The 15,438-nt window shown below is 73.0% G+C and carries 12 protein-coding genes, 2 tRNA genes and 1 riboswitch; of the genes, 10 read left to right on the top strand and 4 right to left on the bottom strand.

Annotated elements, in window-relative coordinates; genetic code table 11:
* Nucleotides 1-85: 85 nt before the first annotated feature.
* The 5 genes from ACIRB7_RS28130 (at nucleotide 86) to ACIRB7_RS28110 (ending at nucleotide 6,373) form a co-directional block, all read left to right on the top strand.
* On the top strand, nucleotides 86-3,196 hold the full coding sequence (locus tag ACIRB7_RS28130; RefSeq protein WP_403603800.1) for an FG-GAP-like repeat-containing protein: 3,111 nt from the start codon (nucleotides 86-88) through the stop codon (nucleotides 3,194-3,196).
* Between the two features lie 120 nt (nucleotides 3,197-3,316).
* Nucleotides 3,317-3,389 (top strand) — tRNA-Lys (locus ACIRB7_RS28125).
* Nucleotides 3,390-3,580: 191 nt separating this feature from the next.
* Nucleotides 3,581-4,150 (top strand): hypothetical protein, encoded by a 570-nt coding sequence (locus tag ACIRB7_RS28120; RefSeq protein WP_403603798.1) that lies wholly within the window; start codon nucleotides 3,581-3,583, stop codon nucleotides 4,148-4,150.
* A 148-nt stretch (nucleotides 4,151-4,298) separates the two neighbouring features.
* Nucleotides 4,299-5,747: a diacylglycerol/lipid kinase family protein gene (locus ACIRB7_RS28115; protein ID WP_403603796.1), complete on the top strand. Its 1,449-nt coding sequence runs from the start codon at nucleotides 4,299-4,301 to the stop codon at nucleotides 5,745-5,747.
* On the top strand, nucleotides 5,744-6,373 hold the full coding sequence (locus tag ACIRB7_RS28110; protein ID WP_403603794.1) for a phosphatase PAP2 family protein: 630 nt from the start codon (nucleotides 5,744-5,746) through the stop codon (nucleotides 6,371-6,373). Before ACIRB7_RS28115 ends, ACIRB7_RS28110 begins: the two co-directional genes overlap by 4 nt.
* A gap of 18 nt (nucleotides 6,374-6,391) precedes the next feature.
* Here ACIRB7_RS28110 and sigJ read toward each other — a convergent pair whose 3' ends face one another.
* Nucleotides 6,392-7,303 (bottom strand): RNA polymerase sigma factor SigJ, encoded by a 912-nt coding sequence (gene sigJ / locus ACIRB7_RS28105; protein ID WP_403603793.1) that lies wholly within the window; start codon nucleotides 7,301-7,303, stop codon nucleotides 6,392-6,394.
* A 251-nt stretch (nucleotides 7,304-7,554) separates the two neighbouring features.
* On the opposite strand from sigJ, the gene ACIRB7_RS28100 reads away from it, so the two are divergent.
* The 5 genes from ACIRB7_RS28100 to ACIRB7_RS28080 all read left to right on the top strand — a co-directional run bounded on the left by ACIRB7_RS28100 (nucleotide 7,555) and on the right by ACIRB7_RS28080 (nucleotide 11,961).
* Nucleotides 7,555-8,049 carry a rhodanese-like domain-containing protein gene (locus tag ACIRB7_RS28100; protein ID WP_403603791.1) on the top strand — a complete coding sequence of 165 codons (495 nt, stop codon included), beginning with the start codon at nucleotides 7,555-7,557 and terminating at the stop codon, nucleotides 8,047-8,049.
* 96 nt (nucleotides 8,050-8,145) lie between these two features.
* Nucleotides 8,146-8,219, top strand: a tRNA-Met gene (locus ACIRB7_RS28095).
* A 116-nt stretch (nucleotides 8,220-8,335) separates the two neighbouring features.
* Nucleotides 8,336-9,076: a MerR family transcriptional regulator gene (locus ACIRB7_RS28090; protein WP_403603789.1), complete on the top strand. Its 741-nt coding sequence runs from the start codon at nucleotides 8,336-8,338 to the stop codon at nucleotides 9,074-9,076.
* Nucleotides 9,077-9,220: 144 nt separating this feature from the next.
* Nucleotides 9,221-10,432 (top strand): PP2C family protein-serine/threonine phosphatase, encoded by a 1,212-nt coding sequence (locus ACIRB7_RS28085; protein ID WP_403603787.1) that lies wholly within the window; start codon nucleotides 9,221-9,223, stop codon nucleotides 10,430-10,432.
* Nucleotides 10,433-10,633: 201 nt separating this feature from the next.
* Nucleotides 10,634-10,780: riboswitch (cyclic di-AMP (ydaO/yuaA leader) on the top strand.
* An 11-nt stretch (nucleotides 10,781-10,791) separates the two neighbouring features.
* Entirely contained in the window at nucleotides 10,792-11,961 is a 1,170-nt protein-coding gene (locus tag ACIRB7_RS28080; RefSeq protein WP_403603785.1) for a M23 family metallopeptidase, read from the top strand.
* A gap of 24 nt (nucleotides 11,962-11,985) precedes the next feature.
* Here ACIRB7_RS28080 and ACIRB7_RS28075 read toward each other — a convergent pair whose 3' ends face one another.
* From ACIRB7_RS28075 to lhgO, 3 genes are all read right to left on the bottom strand, one after another.
* On the bottom strand, nucleotides 11,986-13,317 hold the full coding sequence (locus ACIRB7_RS28075; protein WP_403603783.1) for a PrsW family intramembrane metalloprotease: 1,332 nt from the start codon (nucleotides 13,315-13,317) through the stop codon (nucleotides 11,986-11,988).
* A 64-nt stretch (nucleotides 13,318-13,381) separates the two neighbouring features.
* Nucleotides 13,382-14,152, bottom strand: a complete 771-nt coding sequence (trmB, locus tag ACIRB7_RS28070; RefSeq protein ID WP_403603781.1) for a tRNA (guanosine(46)-N7)-methyltransferase TrmB — start codon at nucleotides 14,150-14,152, stop codon at nucleotides 13,382-13,384.
* 54 nt (nucleotides 14,153-14,206) lie between these two features.
* Nucleotides 14,207-15,391 (bottom strand): L-2-hydroxyglutarate oxidase, encoded by a 1,185-nt coding sequence (gene lhgO, locus ACIRB7_RS28065; protein WP_403603779.1) that lies wholly within the window; start codon nucleotides 15,389-15,391, stop codon nucleotides 14,207-14,209.
* Nucleotides 15,392-15,438 lie beyond the last annotated feature (47 nt).

Here is a 15,438-nt window from a genome sequence, read left to right as displayed (position 1 = left end):
GGCCGGGGGGCCGGCGGAGGCTTCTCCCCGTATCCCGCACTTCGGGTCGCCCTGGGGAGGGACCTCCTTGTCTCGTTTCGCACGTGTGCGGTATTCCCGCGCGCGTATCGCCGTCCTCGCCACCACGCTGCTCGTCTCGGGGATCGGGCTCTCGCCTGCCGCGGCGGCCTCGACGGTCGTGGGTGTCGACCAGGTGGACATCACGCCGAACTGGCGGACCGTGCCCCGGCAGGAGACCGTGCTCGCGGTGGGGCCCACGGGTTACGCGCACCGGACGGAGGACGCCGACGAGCACAGCGGGGAGGAGACGCGGTGGACCGACTTCGCGAGCGGGGAGAGCGTGCCGCTGGGGTACGGCACCGGCAACGACTCCTTCGGTGAGTGGGGGACCGGCGGCCGGTACGTGTACCTCCAGCGGGGGATCGGCACCCACTTCGTCCGTGACGTCCTCACCGGTGGGGAACAGCCGCTGACCGTCCCGGCGGACACGAGCTTCCGGGGGATCCTCGGCGAGACGCTGCTCTTCCAGCAGTACGAGCCGGGCTCGTCGCACGGCACGACCACCGGGCACTTCCTCCGGCGCGTCGGCGACCCGGACGGGACGACGATCCCCGTCACCGGCTGGCCCGAGGGCTTCGACCCGCACGAGGCGCGGCTCGCGGCCGGCGACGGCGACACGGCGGTGCTCCGCTTCAAGAGCCCGGTCTCGTACGGGTACACCGGCCTGGGCGTCGTCGACCTGCGGACCGGGAGCATGCGGGTGATCACCTCGGCCACCCCGTCCGCCGACGTGTTCGTCGGGGCGGTCACGATGACCCCGGAGCGGATCGCCTGGGTCGACAGCGCCCGCACGGTCCACATCCGGCGGTTGGCCGACCTGGACGGCCTCGAGACGACCTTTCCGCTGCCCGAGGGGTTCGCGTCGGGCGACGTCGGGCTCGTCGGCGACTGGGTCCTCGCCTTCAGCGACGCGAGCGGCACGGACGCGGCGCTCCACCGCCGCCTCGTCGCGTTCTCCCCGACGGGCGCGCCGCACCCGCTCCTCGAGCGGGCCGAGGGGGAGGCCACCCAGGTCGGTGACGGTTCCGGCGTCGCCGTGGTCGGCGGTACCTCCGCCACCGACTGGTCCCTCCTCAAGGTCGTCCCGGGCAAGGCCGGGGGCGCTCCCGTCCTGGAGAAGCTGCGGAGCCTGGAGCCGCTCCCGGCGAAGATCGACGGGCTCGCGCTCGGCGCCGGCCGGCTCACCACCCTGGAGCACGACGGGCCGAAGGGGCGCGGTTTCTACGGCCGTACGCTGCCGGTCGGCCCGGTCCACACCGGGCAGTCCGCTCCGGCGTGGCAGGGCGTCGAGGCGGACGCCGAGTGGCGGAAGACACCGCTCTTCGACAGCGGCGACGGCCGTACGGTCTCCCTCCCCCGCATCCCGTACACCGCTCGGGCGGTCGTCGCCCGCAGCGGTACGGGCCGGACGACGCGGGTCACCGTCGACCAGGACGGCCGGATCGCCGACGCCTTCGGCCGCTGGGCGGTCTTCCAGACCGGGACGCCCACGTTCCCCGGCGAACTCGACCCCGACGGCAAGACGGTCGTCGTGGACCTCGACACGTCGACGGAGGTGTCGCGCCAGTCGCAGACCGCCGCCGCGCTGTGGGGCGACACGCTCTTCACGGGCACGGCGACGGTCGGCGAGGTCGCCCGCAAGGACCTGGCCACCGGAAAGGACCTCGGCCGGATCACGACCGGCTCCGGCTGCCCGCTGACGGAGCTCCAGACGGCCGGCGGGCGCTGGCTGTACTGGGCCTGCGGACAGTACGCCCAGCAGGGCGTCGTCGACCTGTGGAGGGGTGCCAGGATCGCCCTGCCCCCCTCGTACGGGGGAGGCGGGCTCCTCGGCGACGGCTACTTCGTGGACCACCAGTACGACTCGTACCTCCGGATCACCGACTTCTCCGGCGGTACGGCGAAGGCGCCGCGCCCCCTCGTCGACACCCGGCCGGTGCACGGCGACCGCCGCGAGGCCTGGACCGTCGACCGGTTCGGCGGCGGCGTCGCGTACAAGGACCCCGAGAACCGTGTCCACGTGGTGTGGCCAGGCGTTCCCACCTCCGACCTGACCGCCGCCTCGGCGAGCGTGCCCGCGACGATGCTGATGCGGGACGGCTGGAAGGCGTCCTGGACGGGGCTCTCCAAGCCCGCCTCGATCTGGCAGCTGACGATCCGCGACCGGTACACCGGGAACCCGGTCCGCAGCTTCGGGGCCTACGAGACCCGGGGCGGCCGTATCGACGTCTCGTGGGACGGCAGGACGGCCGCGGGGAAGGCCGTCGCGAACGGCTCGTACACCTGGCACGTCCAGGTGAACTCGGCGGACGGGCAGGGCAGGGACCTCAGCCGGACCGGCGTCGTCACGGTGCACGGCGGCAAGCCGGCCTGGCGGGACATGGCCGGGAACGACACGCAGGGCGACCTCCTGGTGATGGACACGGCGGGTCTGGTGTCGATGTACCGGGGCGACGGGTACGAGGGTCTGTCGGCGCGGATCGCGGGCACGGGCGCGAAGTTCGCGACCACGTCCGTCCTGGTGCCCTTCGGTGATGTGAACGGCGACGGGTGCGGGGACGTCCTCGCCCGGGTGGGCGACCAGCTGCGGGCGTACCGTCCCGGGTGCGGGAAGGTGGTCTCGGCCTCCTCGCCGTACACGCTGATCGGCTCGGGCTGGGGACAGTACGACGCCCTGACGTCCCCCGGCGACGCGAACGGTGACGGGTACGCGGACCTGATCGCGCGCCAGACGTCGACGGGCGACATGTACTTCTACGCCGGCACGGCCGACCACCGGCTGAAGACCCGGCTCCGGATCGGCACCAACTGGAAGCTGTACAAGAAGGTCGTCGGCGCCGGCGACCTGAACGGCGACGGGCGCGGCGACCTGCTCGGCGTGGACGCGGCCGGCGCGCTGTGGCGGTACGACGGCACGGCGACGGGCGGCGTGACCGGGCGGGTGAAGATCGGTCCCGGCTGGAGCGTCTACTCGTCCCTGGTCGGCGTCGGCGACATCTCGGGCGACGGCTGCGCGGACCTGACCGCACGCGACACCGCGGGCAGGCTCTACAGCTACGCGGGCACGTGCCGCGGCACGTACGGCTCCCGCTTCCTGATCGGCGGCGGCTGGAACACCTTCAAGTCGCTGTTCTGATTCCTGACCGCGGCCGTCGGTGGGCCGGCGACGTTCCGCGGCGCGCGGTCCGGCCCGTGTCGGATACCCGATCGGTTCTGCGGATCTCTCGGGCTATGCTGCACGGGTGTGCTTGTCCACGGGCCGTTAGCTCAATTGGCAGAGCAGCGGACTTTTAATCCGTTGGTTGTGGGTTCGAGTCCCACACGGCCTACGTGTGGCGGGGGAGGGGCAACCCTCTGACCTGCTGCGGAGCGCCCCGATCGGTTTCGGCCGGTCGGGGCGCTCCGTCGTTTCCGGTGAGGGGCGTGGCGGTGGCCGGCCGGACTGTCCGAGCTGTGACGTAACGTCAGGCTCTGGGGTGGGGTGGGGTCGATCCGTCGGCGCGGGCATGGGGTGGGTGCGATGAGTGTGAAGCCGAGCTTCTTCGAACGGGCCGGGCGCCGCCCGTTCGTCTGGCTGGTGTGCGCCGGGTTGGCGGGCGGAGGGCTCACCGGCTGTCTGTCGCCCTCGTTCCTCAAGTCGTGCGAGGGGAGCGAGGCCCTGGTCGAGGAGGTGGCGTCGCTCAGGATCTTCGACGCCGCGCCCGCCGGAGCGACCGCCCTCCGGGGCTTCGAGGAGGTGGAGTCCGAGTGCGTCGCCGACAGCGGTGACGCGTGGGTGGCCGCCGACCGGGTCTACACGTATCCCGGCACACAGGCCCAGGTGCTCCGGCACTACCGGACCGTGGCCGAGCGCGACGGCTGGGAGCTGGTCCCCGAGGACCCCTCCCTTGCCGCGACGACCGGCCGGGATGTCGGGCTCTGCTTCACCCGCGGCGGGCACGGGGACATGAAGGTGCTGGACGTCTTCTTCCCGACCGCCGAGTACTTCGAGTACGGGGGCCTCACCCCTCCCGGACCCGAGTTCGACTCCGGAGCCGGCTACGTGGTGACCGTCAGCTCCGAGGTGGACGGTGACGTGCAGGGGTGCTGACGCCGTCGCGGGGTTCGGCCCGCGTTTCGGGGGAAGATCTTTCTGCCGCGAACGCCTCCGGCCGGGGCTGGACATGCGGGACCGTGGGCGAGGCTGGAACGTGGACGCCTAGCGTGGAGGTACGACGGTGAACGGATCCCATGATCCGATGGGAGAGGCCCGGCGGCTCGCCCGGTGGGCGCTGGCCGCGGCCGCGGCGACGGTCGTGCTCCTGCTGACCGGACTCGGCACCGGCGGGCTGCTGATCCTCTTCAGCGGGCTCGTCGGGCTCGCCTGCTCTGCCGTGGGGATCTGGTGGTTCCTCGCCCACCGAGGGCCGCTGCGCGTCCTCGGCGCCCTGCTCGCCGTCGGCGCGCCCCTCGCGGTCCTCAGCCTGTACATCGTGGGGGGCCTCTGGCTGACCGCGCTCCTGGCCCTCGGGCTGTGGGGCGTGGCGCTGCTCTGCGCGAGGGCCGCCCTGCGCCGCCTCCGGGACCTGAACGGCGGCGGCAGGGCCGGTCGGACCGACCTGGCGCGCGGCCGGCGGCGGTCCAGACCCCGGCGGGCCGTGCTGATCATGAACCCTCGGTCCGGGGGCGGGAAGGTCGCCCGGTTCGGGCTCGTCGAGCGCGCCGAGAAGCTGGGCGCCCGGGTCGTCCTCCTCGACGAGACCGCCGAGAGCGATGTCACCGCGCTCGCCCGGGCGGCCGTGGCCGACGGCGCCGACCTGCTCGGGGTGGCCGGCGGTGACGGTACGCAGGCGCTGGTCGCCGCCGTGGCCGCCGAGCACGACCTGCCGTTCCTCGTCATCTCGGCCGGTACCCGCAACCACTTCGCCCTCGACCTGGGCCTCGACCGCACCGACCCGGCGACCTGCCTGGACGCCCTCGTCGACGGCGAGGAACTCCGGGTCGACCTGGGCTCCGTCTCCGGGCGCGCCTTCGTGAACACGGTCTCCTTCGGTGTGTACGCGGACGTCGTCCAGCACCCCGAGTACCGCGACGCGAAGGCGGGCACCGCGCTGGAGATCCTGCCCGATCTCCTCCAGGGCGGTGAGGGCGACCGTCTCGACGCCGTCGCCGACGACGTCCGGCTGCCCGCGCAGCAGGCGATCCTCGTCAGCAACAACCCGTACGCCGCGCCCGATCCGTTCGGTGCCGCCGCCGCCCGGAGACCTCGGCTCGACCTGGGGCGGCTCGGCGTGATCGCCGTCCGGGTCGACGGGGCGGCACAGGCCGCCGAACTGGCCGTACGGGGTACCCAGTCGGCCGGCCTGAACGTGATGACGGCCGACCGGGTCGTGGTGACGGGGAAGGCCGTCGGCGGGTTCGGCGGCACCCCCTCACCGTCCGTCGGCGGGTCCGGCGGCGCCCCCTCCCCCTCCGGTTCTCCCGCCCCCGGCTCCGACGACGCCGGTTCCATCGCCGTCGCCGTCGACGGCGAGGCGCTGATCCTGCCCACCCCCGTCGTCTGTACCCTCCGACCCGGTGCCCTGCGGGTCCTCGTGCCCCGTAACCGGCCGGGCGCCAGCGACCCCGTGCCGCGCATGAACTGGCGGCGCGTCATCGAAGTCGCCTTCCACCACCCTTCCCACCCCTACCCGAGGAGCGGCGCATGACCGGGACGACCACCGAGAGCCCCTACCGGGCCGTACTCCGGGACCTCCGCGCGATCGACGGCGCCGTGTACGCCGCCGTGGCCGCCACCCCCAGCCCCGCGCTCGACGCCGGGCTCCGCAGGCTCTCCCACACGGCCGACCATTCCAAGATCTCCTTCACCCTGGCGGCGGCGCTCGCCCTCGTCCCCGGCCGGCCGCGCCGGGCGGCCCTCGCCGGGGTCGGGGCCATCGCCGTCGCCTCGGCCGCGGCGAACCTGCTGGGCAAGCGTCTGGTCCGCCGGGAGCGGCCGGACCGGGAGGCGGCCCGGGTGGTGGCGGGCCGGCATGTGCCGATGCCGGACTCGGCGTCGTTCCCCTCCGGGCACACCGCGTCGGCGGTCGCCTTCGCCACCGCCGTGGGAGTGGTGCTGCCGCCGGCCGCGGTGCCCCTCCAGGTCCTGGCGATGGCCGTGGGCTACTCGCGGGTCCACACCGGCGTCCACTACCCGGGCGACGTCGCCGCGGGCGCCGTCCTCGGCATCGCGAGCGCCGCCGTCGCCCTGACGGCCGGAGCCTCCTGGTCGGCCGCCACGGGGTCGACCTTCAGAGGCGCGGTCGCCAGGGGGTCGGCCGCCGGGCGGAGGTGACCGGGGCGGAGAGGCCCGTCAGTACGCCGCCCGGGCCAGGTCCTCCTCCGAGAGGTCGAGCGTGGCGAGGCGCTCCGGGTCCGCCAGGATGTGCAGCTCGACGATCCGGTCGCCGGCGATCGTGAACGCCATGAGGGCGGCCGGGCGTCCGTTCGCGACCGACAGGACCGCGGGCGCGCCGTTGACCAGGAGCGGCAGTGCCGCCGTGCGGAACCTGGCGTACGTGAGGGCCTGCGAGATGACGGCCTCGGCGCCCCGGACGATCTTGGAGACGGCCGCGAGGGCCTTGCCGCCGTCGGCGCGCAGCACCACGTCCGGGTCGAGCACCGTGAGCAGTCCCTCGAAGTCGCCGCCCTGTGAGGCGGCGAGGAAGGCGTCGGCGATCTCCCGCTGCCGTCGCGCGTCCGGCCCGGCGGCGGGGGAGGCGTCCTGCACCCGGCGGCGGGCGCGGCTGGCGAGCTGGCGGGTGGCGGCCGGGGTGCGGTCGACGATCCGGGCGATCTCGTCGAAGGAGACGGCGAACATGTCGTGCAGCACGAACGCGAGCCGTTCGGCCGGTGACAGGGTCTCCAGGACGACGAGGAGCGCGAGGCCGACGGATTCGGTGACCTCGGCCGCGTGCTCGGGGTCGGTGGTGTCGGGGAGCCGTACGACGGGGTCGGGGACGTAGTACTCCAGCGGGTCCTCGCGGCGCGAGCCCCGGGAGCGCAGCATGTCGAGGCAGACGCGGCCGACGACCGTGGTCAGCCAGCCGCTGAGGTTCTGGACCCCGCTGACGTCGCTGCGGTTCAGCTTGAACCAGGCCTCCTGGACGGCGTCCTCGGCCTCGCTCAGCGAGCCCAGCATCCGGTACGCCACCGCTCTCAGATGACCCCGGTCGGCCTCGAAGCGCCGGGCCAGCAGTTCGTTGGTGTCGCGGTCCTGTTCCACTCGTCGTTCTCCCCGTTCGCGTCCCGTCGTGCCGTCATGCCGTCATGCCGTCATGCCGTCATGACGGAGGAAACCTCGTCGATGTGACACGGCTGCGGCGGCGGACCGGACCACGGAGCTGAAGCCGTGAGATCCCGATGTGTGAGATCCACGCCGCCTCCTGGCGAACGCCCGGGTTTCCCCGGTCGCCGCCCCCGACCACCGTGGATCCTCACTTCAGCGCGGTGATCTTCGTCCGTAGATTGATCACCATGACGACGACAACGACGCAGGTCAACCCCGTTCTCCGCACGCCGCCGGCCTCCCCTGCCGCCGCTGCCGCGTACTTCTCCGCGAGCCTCGCCTTCCACGCCGACGTCTCCGATGTGGCCTCCGCGCTCGCCACGGCGGCCGCCGAGGGCACCGACCCGGGCTTCGTGGTGATCGACTCGCGGTCGACCGCCTCCTGGGACCAGGGGCACGTCCCCGGCGCGCTCCACCTGCCGACCGCGCTCATCGCCGAGCAGGCCGACCAGCTGCTCGACCGGTCCGTGCCGGTCGTCACGTACTGCTGGGGCCCCGGCTGCAACGGCGCCACGCGCGCGGCGCTGGCCCTTGCCGAGCTGGGCTTCCAGGTGAAGGAGATGCTCGGCGGCTTCGAGTACTGGGTGCGGGAGGGCTTCGCGTACGAGACCTGGGAAGGCCCCGCGGAGAAGGCCGCGGACCCGCTGACGGCACCGGTCGACGCCGACGACTGCGGCTGCTGACCGGCTGCTGAACGCCGCCGATCTGCTGCTGATCGGTTGCTGACGTAAACCGATTTCGTGATTGCCCCGCCCGTAGCGTAGAGTCAGGTTTACCGACGCGGGGTGGAGCAGCTCGGTAGCTCGCTGGGCTCATAACCCAGAGGTCGCAGGTTCAAATCCTGTCCCCGCTACTCAGTAGCAACGAAGGCCCGGATCCAGTCACTGGATCCGGGCCTTCGTCGTGTGCCCGTTTCCCGGCACTTCTCCGCTTGACCTTGACGCGACGTCAAGATTTAGCGTTCTCGGTATGGAGTGGTCGATCCAAGAGATCGCCAAGAAGGCCGGCACCACCAGCCGCACCCTCCGGCACTACGGAGAGCGCGGACTGCTGGAGCCCAGCCGGATCGGCGCGAACGGTTACCGGTACTACGACCAGGCGGCGCTCGTGCGTCTGCAGCGGATCCTGCTGCTGCGCGAGCTGGGGCTCTCGCTGCCCGCCATCGCCGAGGTCCTCGCGGGGCAGCGGGACACGTCCGCCGCCCTCCGCACCCATCTCGCCCTCCTGGAGCAGGAGCGCGAGCGCATCGGACGCCAGATCGCGTCGGTGCGGACCACTCTCCACAAGACCGAGAACGGAGACGAACTCATGGCCGACGAAGTGTTCGACGGTTTCGACCACACGGTGTACGAGGAGGAGGTCACCGAGCGCTGGGGCCGCGACGCGTACGAGCAGGGTGACCGCTGGTGGCGTTCGCTCGACGCCGCGCAGAGGAAGGCGTTCATGGACGAGCAGTCCGGCATCGCCCGCGACTTCGCCCGGGCGCTCGGGGACGGCCTCGCCGCCGACAGCGACGAGGTGCAGGCGATCGCGCGGCGCCAGGTCGCGTGGCTGTCGCACACGACGACCCCGAGCAAGGAGTACGTGATCGGTCTCGGCCGGATGTACGTCGACGACCCGCGCTTCACCGCGAACTACGACAAGCACGGTGAGGGGACCGCGGTCCTCGTCCGGGACGCGATGGAGGTCTACGCGGAGCGGAACCTCTGACGGCCGCCTCCGCGCAGGTCCGCGCCGGGCTCCGCCCCGTACGCCAGTCGGACCCGTGGAAGTCGCCGCACGGCGGGGCGGCGGCCACCCTGGAAGGGCGCGGTACCGACCGCGGCCGGGTACGGACCGGGCAGGAGAGCACAGGTGGGGCACCCCCTAGGAGCGGGCGGCGGTGGGCGGCGGGGCGGCGAGGGCCGTCGCCCGTACGGGCGTGCCCGGCGGTTCATCCGCGCGCTGCCGCCGCTGGTCATCGCCGGCGGGGTCGTGTTCGACCTACTGACACCGCCCGCGTACACCGCCGCGCCGCTCTTCTCCGCCGCCCCGCTGATCGCCGCGCCCTTCTTCTCCACCCTCACGACGCTCCTGACGGGGATCGCCGCCGTCCTCGCCTCCGTCGGGCTGCACCTCTACAACGGCACCGCCGACGAGGTCCCGACCCTGACCGAGACCCTGACCGTCGTCACCGTCTCCGCGCTCGCCCTTCTCGTCAGCCGGGTCGTGCGCAGGAGCGGGGAACGGCTCGCCTCTGCGCGGGTCATCGCGGAGACCGCGCAGAAGGCCGTGCTGCCGACGCCGGCCGAGCGGATCGGCGGACTGCAGTGCGCGGCCCGTTACGAGGCGGCGCAGGCGGACGCGTTCATCGGCGGCGACCTGTTCGCCGTCCAGGACACCCCCTACGGGGTACGGCTCGTGGTCGGGGACGTCCGGGGTAAGGGGATGGAGGCGGTCGAGGCCGTGGCCGTCGTCATCGGGGCCTTCCGGGAGGCGGCCGAGCAGGAGCGGAGCCTGGAGGGCGTGGCGCAGCGCCTGGAACGGGCGCTGGCCCGCGAGGGCACCCGCAGGGACGGGCTCGACGCCTTCGAGGGGTTCACCACCGCGGTCCTGGCCGAGATCCCGCGCGGCGACGGGAGCGGCACCTTCGACGGTTTCGTACGGGTCGTCAACCGCGGGCATCCGCCGCCGCTGATGCTGTACGCGGACGGGCGCCTGGACACGCTGGAGCCGACCGAACCGGCGCTGCCGCTCGGCATGGGTGATCTGGCGGTGTGGCCGGACCGGGCCGAGGGGCGGCCGTACCCGCCGGGCGCGACGCTGCTCTTCTACACCGACGGCCTCTCGGAGGCCCGGAACGCGGCGGGAGTCTTCTACGACCCGGGCGCGCGCCTCGCCGGGCGGATCTTCCCGGGGCCCGAGGAACTGCTGGACGCGCTGGTGGACGACGTACGGCTGCACACGGGCGGCGGGGCGACGGACGACATGGCGCTGCTCGCGCTGAGCCGTCCGGCGACGGGGCAGCCGGAGCGGCGCCGCACGATGCCGGTGGTGCCGCCGGGCGGCCCCGGTCACCGGCCGTAGTCGAGAGGTGTCGCTGCGATAACAATTGACATAACGTCAGATCGCGGGGGTTTGGGCGGCGCCTGCTGAAGGGCGGTCAACTCGGACCATTCCCTACCAATTCAATGAATGATCAAGAGGAACGGCTTGGAATCGGGACCCTCCGTCTATTAACGTTCGATAACGCAGCGCGGTCGTCCCAGCCGCCGCAAGAGGCGGCACCGTGCGCACGCGCCGAATCCTGAAAAGGAACCGGGGAACCACCAATTGGGGTGAATCGGGCCCTTCGCACCTGTGCGACCGTGCCCGTAGGAGACCTTCCTGCTCCGAACCCGTCAGCTAACCCGGTAGGCGAGAAGGAAGGAAAGGAGCGCCCCTTCGTGGCGTCCAACACCCCTGCCCCCGAGGCTCCCTTCGACGCCTTCGGTGGTGGTGCGGGTCCCGCCGCGCCGGGCACCGAGTGGAACCCCACCGAGGATTCCCTCCGCGCCCAGAGCCGCTCCGGCGGCCGGCACCGGGTCGTCAAGCAGCGTTCCAACTTCGCCCGTTCCTCCACCGTCCTCGGTGTCGGTGTCATCGCGGCCGTCGGCGCGGGCGGCCTCGCCACCGCGCAGGAGAAGCCTCCGGTGGCCATCTCCTTGCCGGACCTCCCGGACCTAAACCTGCCCGACGCCCACGACCTCCCCGGCGTCGGCGCCCTCCTCCCGGACGCGGACGACGCGGGTACGGGCTCGGCCTCGGGCGCCGGCGACGACATGGCGGCCGCCGGCGCGGCCCGCTCCAACCCGAACCCGCTCACCGCCGCCACGTACACCACCCTCGACAACGAGCAGGCCGGGAAGACCGAGCAGGCGGGGACGGCCGAGCAGGCCACGAGGACGGCGGCCGGCACCGCCGACGCGGGCGAGGCCCTGCGCGCCCGCATCCTCCAGCAGGCCGAGCAGCAGCAGGCGTCCGCGGACGCCGCGGAGAAGGCCGCGGCGGAGAAGGCGGCCGCCGAGAAGGCGGCGGCGGAGGCCGCGGCCAAGGCCGAGGCCGCGGAGAAGGCGGCCGCCGAGGCGAAGGCGAAGGCCGAGGCGGAGGCCAAGGCCAAGGCGGAGGAGGAAGCACGGGCGAAGGCCGAGGCCGAGCGCCTCGCGCAGCTCGCCGCGAGCTACTCGATGCCGCTCTCCTCGTACTCCGTCAGCGCCACCTACATGCAGTCCGGCTCGATGTGGTCCTCCGGTCACCACACGGGCCTCGACTTCGCCGCCCCCACCGGCACCCCGCTCAAGGCGGTCCACGGCGCCACCGTGAAGTCGGCGGGCTGGTCCGGCTCGTACGGCTACCGGATCGTCCTGGAGCTGGAGGACGGCACCGAGGTCTGGTACTGCCACCTATCGTCCATGACGGTCGGCGTCGGCCAGACCGTGGGCACCGGCGAGACGATCGGCCGCGTCGGCGCCACCGGCAACGTCACGGGCGCCCACCTCCACATGGAGGTGCACACGCCCGGCGGCACCGGCATCGACCCGGCGGAGTGGCTCCGCTCGAAGGGCCTGACGGTCTGAGGCCCGAGAGCCGAGAACTTCGGCTCAGCTCCGGTACGGGTTGTAGCCGTCGTAGTCCAGGTACTGCGGCGGCGACCAGGCCCGGCCCGTGGCCCTGGCCGCGTAGGTGAGCGCGGGCGAGGCGACCTCGCGGCGCTGCCACAGGTGGTGGAGCAGCTCCTGCTCGCGGGCCGGGAAGTCGGGTCCTGCCGTGCCGCGCCGGGCCCGGTCCCTGAGGAACGCCAGGGTCGTCGCGAAGGACTCGTACTCGCCCACCGCCCGCGCGGCCGGCGGGCCGTACGTCCGGGCCGCGAACGAACGGGCCAGCTGACGGGCCCGCATCGAGGAGAGCGCCAGCGGCTCGGCGGGGGAGAGCCAGCCGGCCGCCGCGTACGCCGGGAGCTCCCCGGATATCGTGCGCAGCTCCCGCTGCCGGCTCCACACCGCGAGCCAGGTCAGCAGGCCGAAGGCCGGGACCATGAGCGCCCCGTACACCGCGAAGAAGGCCCAGGGCCCGCCGAAGGTGGCCGAGCCGTTCCAGGCGGCGTGCAGGCCCATCGCGAGCAGCAGCCCCGCGAGCGGCAGCAGCACCTTCCGGAGGCGTTTCCCGCGCGGGGCGAGCGCGGCGAAGCCGAAGCCGATGCCGGTGAGCACGGTGAACAGCGGATGCGCGAACGGAGACATCACGACCCGTACGAAGAAGGTCGCGGCGGTCACCGAACCGAGCCCTGAGGTGCCGAACTCCTGGTCCTCGCCGAAGGCGTTGCCGAGGTAGAGGATGTTCTCGGTGAAGGCGAAGCCGGTCGCGGTGAAACCCGCGATGACGACTCCGTCGACGAGGCCGCCGAAGTTCCTTCTGCGGAAGAGGAACAGCAGCAGGATCGCGGCCGCCTTCGCGCTCTCCTCCACCACCGGCGCGACCACCGTGGCGCCGAGCGTGTCCGCCGAGTCCGGGTCCGCGGTGGCCGTCGCGATCCAGCGGACCGCGAAGGTGTTCGCGAGGATCGCGACGAGCGCGGCGGCGAAGGCGCCCCAGGCGAAGGCGAAGAGCAGGTTCTTCCACGGGCCTGGCTCGACCCGGTCGAGCCAGCGGAAGGCGGCCATGAGCAGCGGTACGGGAAGCAGGGCGAGGCCGAGGCCGACGAGGAAGCCCTCGGTGCCGGTCTGCTCGCGGACCAGCGCCAGGATGAACAGGGCGCAGATCGCGAGCACGGTGATGACGGCGATGGCCCGGACCAGCTTGCTGCGCCAGAAGGCCCGGCGTGGCCGGTACCGCCACTGGGACCGGTCGGCGGCGGCGGGGAAGGCCGGCTCCTCGGTGTCCCGGTGGGGGACGGGAGCGGTCTCCGGCTGGTCGGAGGGGGCGGGGTTCGACACGTGTGCGACCCTAACGACCCCCACCGACACCGGGCGACGCAGTTACCCGGTTACCCGCTCGGGGTCACTTCCGGCGGAAGAGCAGATCGTGCACGACATGGCCCTTGTCCAGGCCCTGACCCTCGAAGCGGGTGAGGGGCCGGAAGTCGGGGCGGGGCGCGTAACCGCCGTCGGCCAGGGTGTTCTCGAAGTCCGGATGCGCGGAGAGCACCTCCAGCATCTGCTCGGCGTACTCCTCCCAGTCCGTCGCGCAGTGCAGTACGGCTCCGGGCTTCATCCGGGTCGCGAGGAGGTCGAGGAACTCGGGCTGGATGAGCCGCCGCTTGTGGTGGCGCGCCTTGGGCCACGGGTCGGGGAAGTAGACCCGGCAGCCGTCGAGGGCGTCCGTGGCGAGCATCTCGCGGAGCAGGATGATCGCGTCGCCGTTGGCGACCCGGACGTTCGTCAGGCCGTTGCGGTCGGCGAGGCCGAGCAGATTGCCCTGGCCCGGGGTGTGCACGTCGACGGCGAGGATGCCGGTGCCGGGGTCGGCGGCGGCCATCTGCGCGGTCGCCTCGCCCATGCCGAAGCCGATCTCCAGGACGACCGGGAGCCCGTCGAACATCGCGCCGAGGTCGAGGACCCGCTTGCCGTCGATGTCGAGGCCCCAGTCGGGCCACCGCTTCAGCATGGCCTCGGCCTGGCCGGTGGTGACGCGGCTGCGGCGGGGCTGGAAGCTGCGGATGCGGCGCTCGTGATGCGACCCCGCGGGGTCGGGCAGGGGCCCCTCGCCGGGGGCGAACCGCTGGCTGCCGCGCGGGGTGGGGTACGGGCTCTTCTCAGTCTGCTCAGACACAATGCCCCCAATTCTACGGCGCCCGGCCTCCCACCAGGCCCGGCGTGGGGCCGGTCACAGGAAGGCCAGCGCCCGGCCCGCCACCTCCCGGCCGATCGGCAGCGACGCCGTCGCCGCCGGCGAAGGCGCGTTCAGGACGTGGACCGTCCGGGCCGCCTCCCGGATCAGGAAGTCGTCGACCAGCGTCCCGTCCCGCAGCACCGCCTGCGCCCGCACCCCCGCCGAAGACCGCCGCAGGTCGGACTCCCGCACCACGGGCAGCAGTCGCCGCACCGCCTCCGTGAACGCCCGCTTCGACAGCGACCGGTGCAGCTCCCCCGCCCCGTACCGCCAGTGCGCCCGGGCGATCGACCACGAGCCGGGCCACGCCAGGGTGGCGCCCAGTTCGCGCGGGCGGACGACGGACCAGCCGTACCCCTCCCGCGCCAGCGCCGGAACCGCGTTCGGCCCGATGTGGACGCCACCGTCGATGCCCCGGGTCAGGTGCACCCCGAGGAAGGGGAACGCCGGGTCCGGCACCGGATAGACCAGGCCCCGCACCAGCGAGGGGTCCGCCAGCTCGTAGTACTCCCCCCGGAAGGGGACGATCCGCATGCCCGGGTCGTCGCCCGCGAGCCGCGCGATCCGGTCGCAGTGCAGCCCCGCGCAGTTCACCAGGACCCGCGCCCGCACCACCCGCCCGTCCGCCGTCCGCACGGCGACCCCCCACGGCCGCCGGTCGATCACGGTGACCTCGGCCCCGTACAGGATCCGTGCGCCGGAGGCCTCGGCGAGCCGCTCCGACACCGCCCCGTAGTCGCAGATGCCGGTCGTGCCGACGTGGATCGCGGCCAGGCCCCGCACCCGCGGCTCGTACTCGCTGATCTGCGCCGGTCCCAGCTCCCGGACCGGAATGCCGTTCTCCCTGCCGCGCTGCACGAGCGCGTGCAGCCGGGGCAGCTCCTCGCGCGCGGTGGCGACGACGAGCTTGCCCGTCACCTCGTACGGAATGTCCCACTCCGCGCAGAACTTGACCATCTCGGCCGCGCCCTCGACCGCGAACCGGGCCTTGAGCGAGCCCGGCCGGTAGTAGATCCCGCTGTGGATCACCCCGCTGTTGCGCCCGGTCTGGTGGCGCGCGAGGGCGTGCTCCTTCTCCAGGACCGTGACCCGGGTGCCGGGAGCGGCGCGCGTCAGGGCGTAGGCCGTCGACAGACCGACGATCCCGCCGCCGATCACCAGCACGTCACAGTCAAACACCAGCGCCACCTCCCACCCCCGATAGTGCACTGGCCCACTGACATTCC

Origin of the sequence: Streptomyces sp. NPDC093795 (assembly GCF_044764665.1) — a bacterium.
GTDB lineage: Bacteria > Actinomycetota > Actinomycetes > Streptomycetales > Streptomycetaceae > Streptomyces.
Note: the sequence above shows the minus strand (reverse complement) of the source record. Positions and strands in the feature narration are given on the sequence as shown.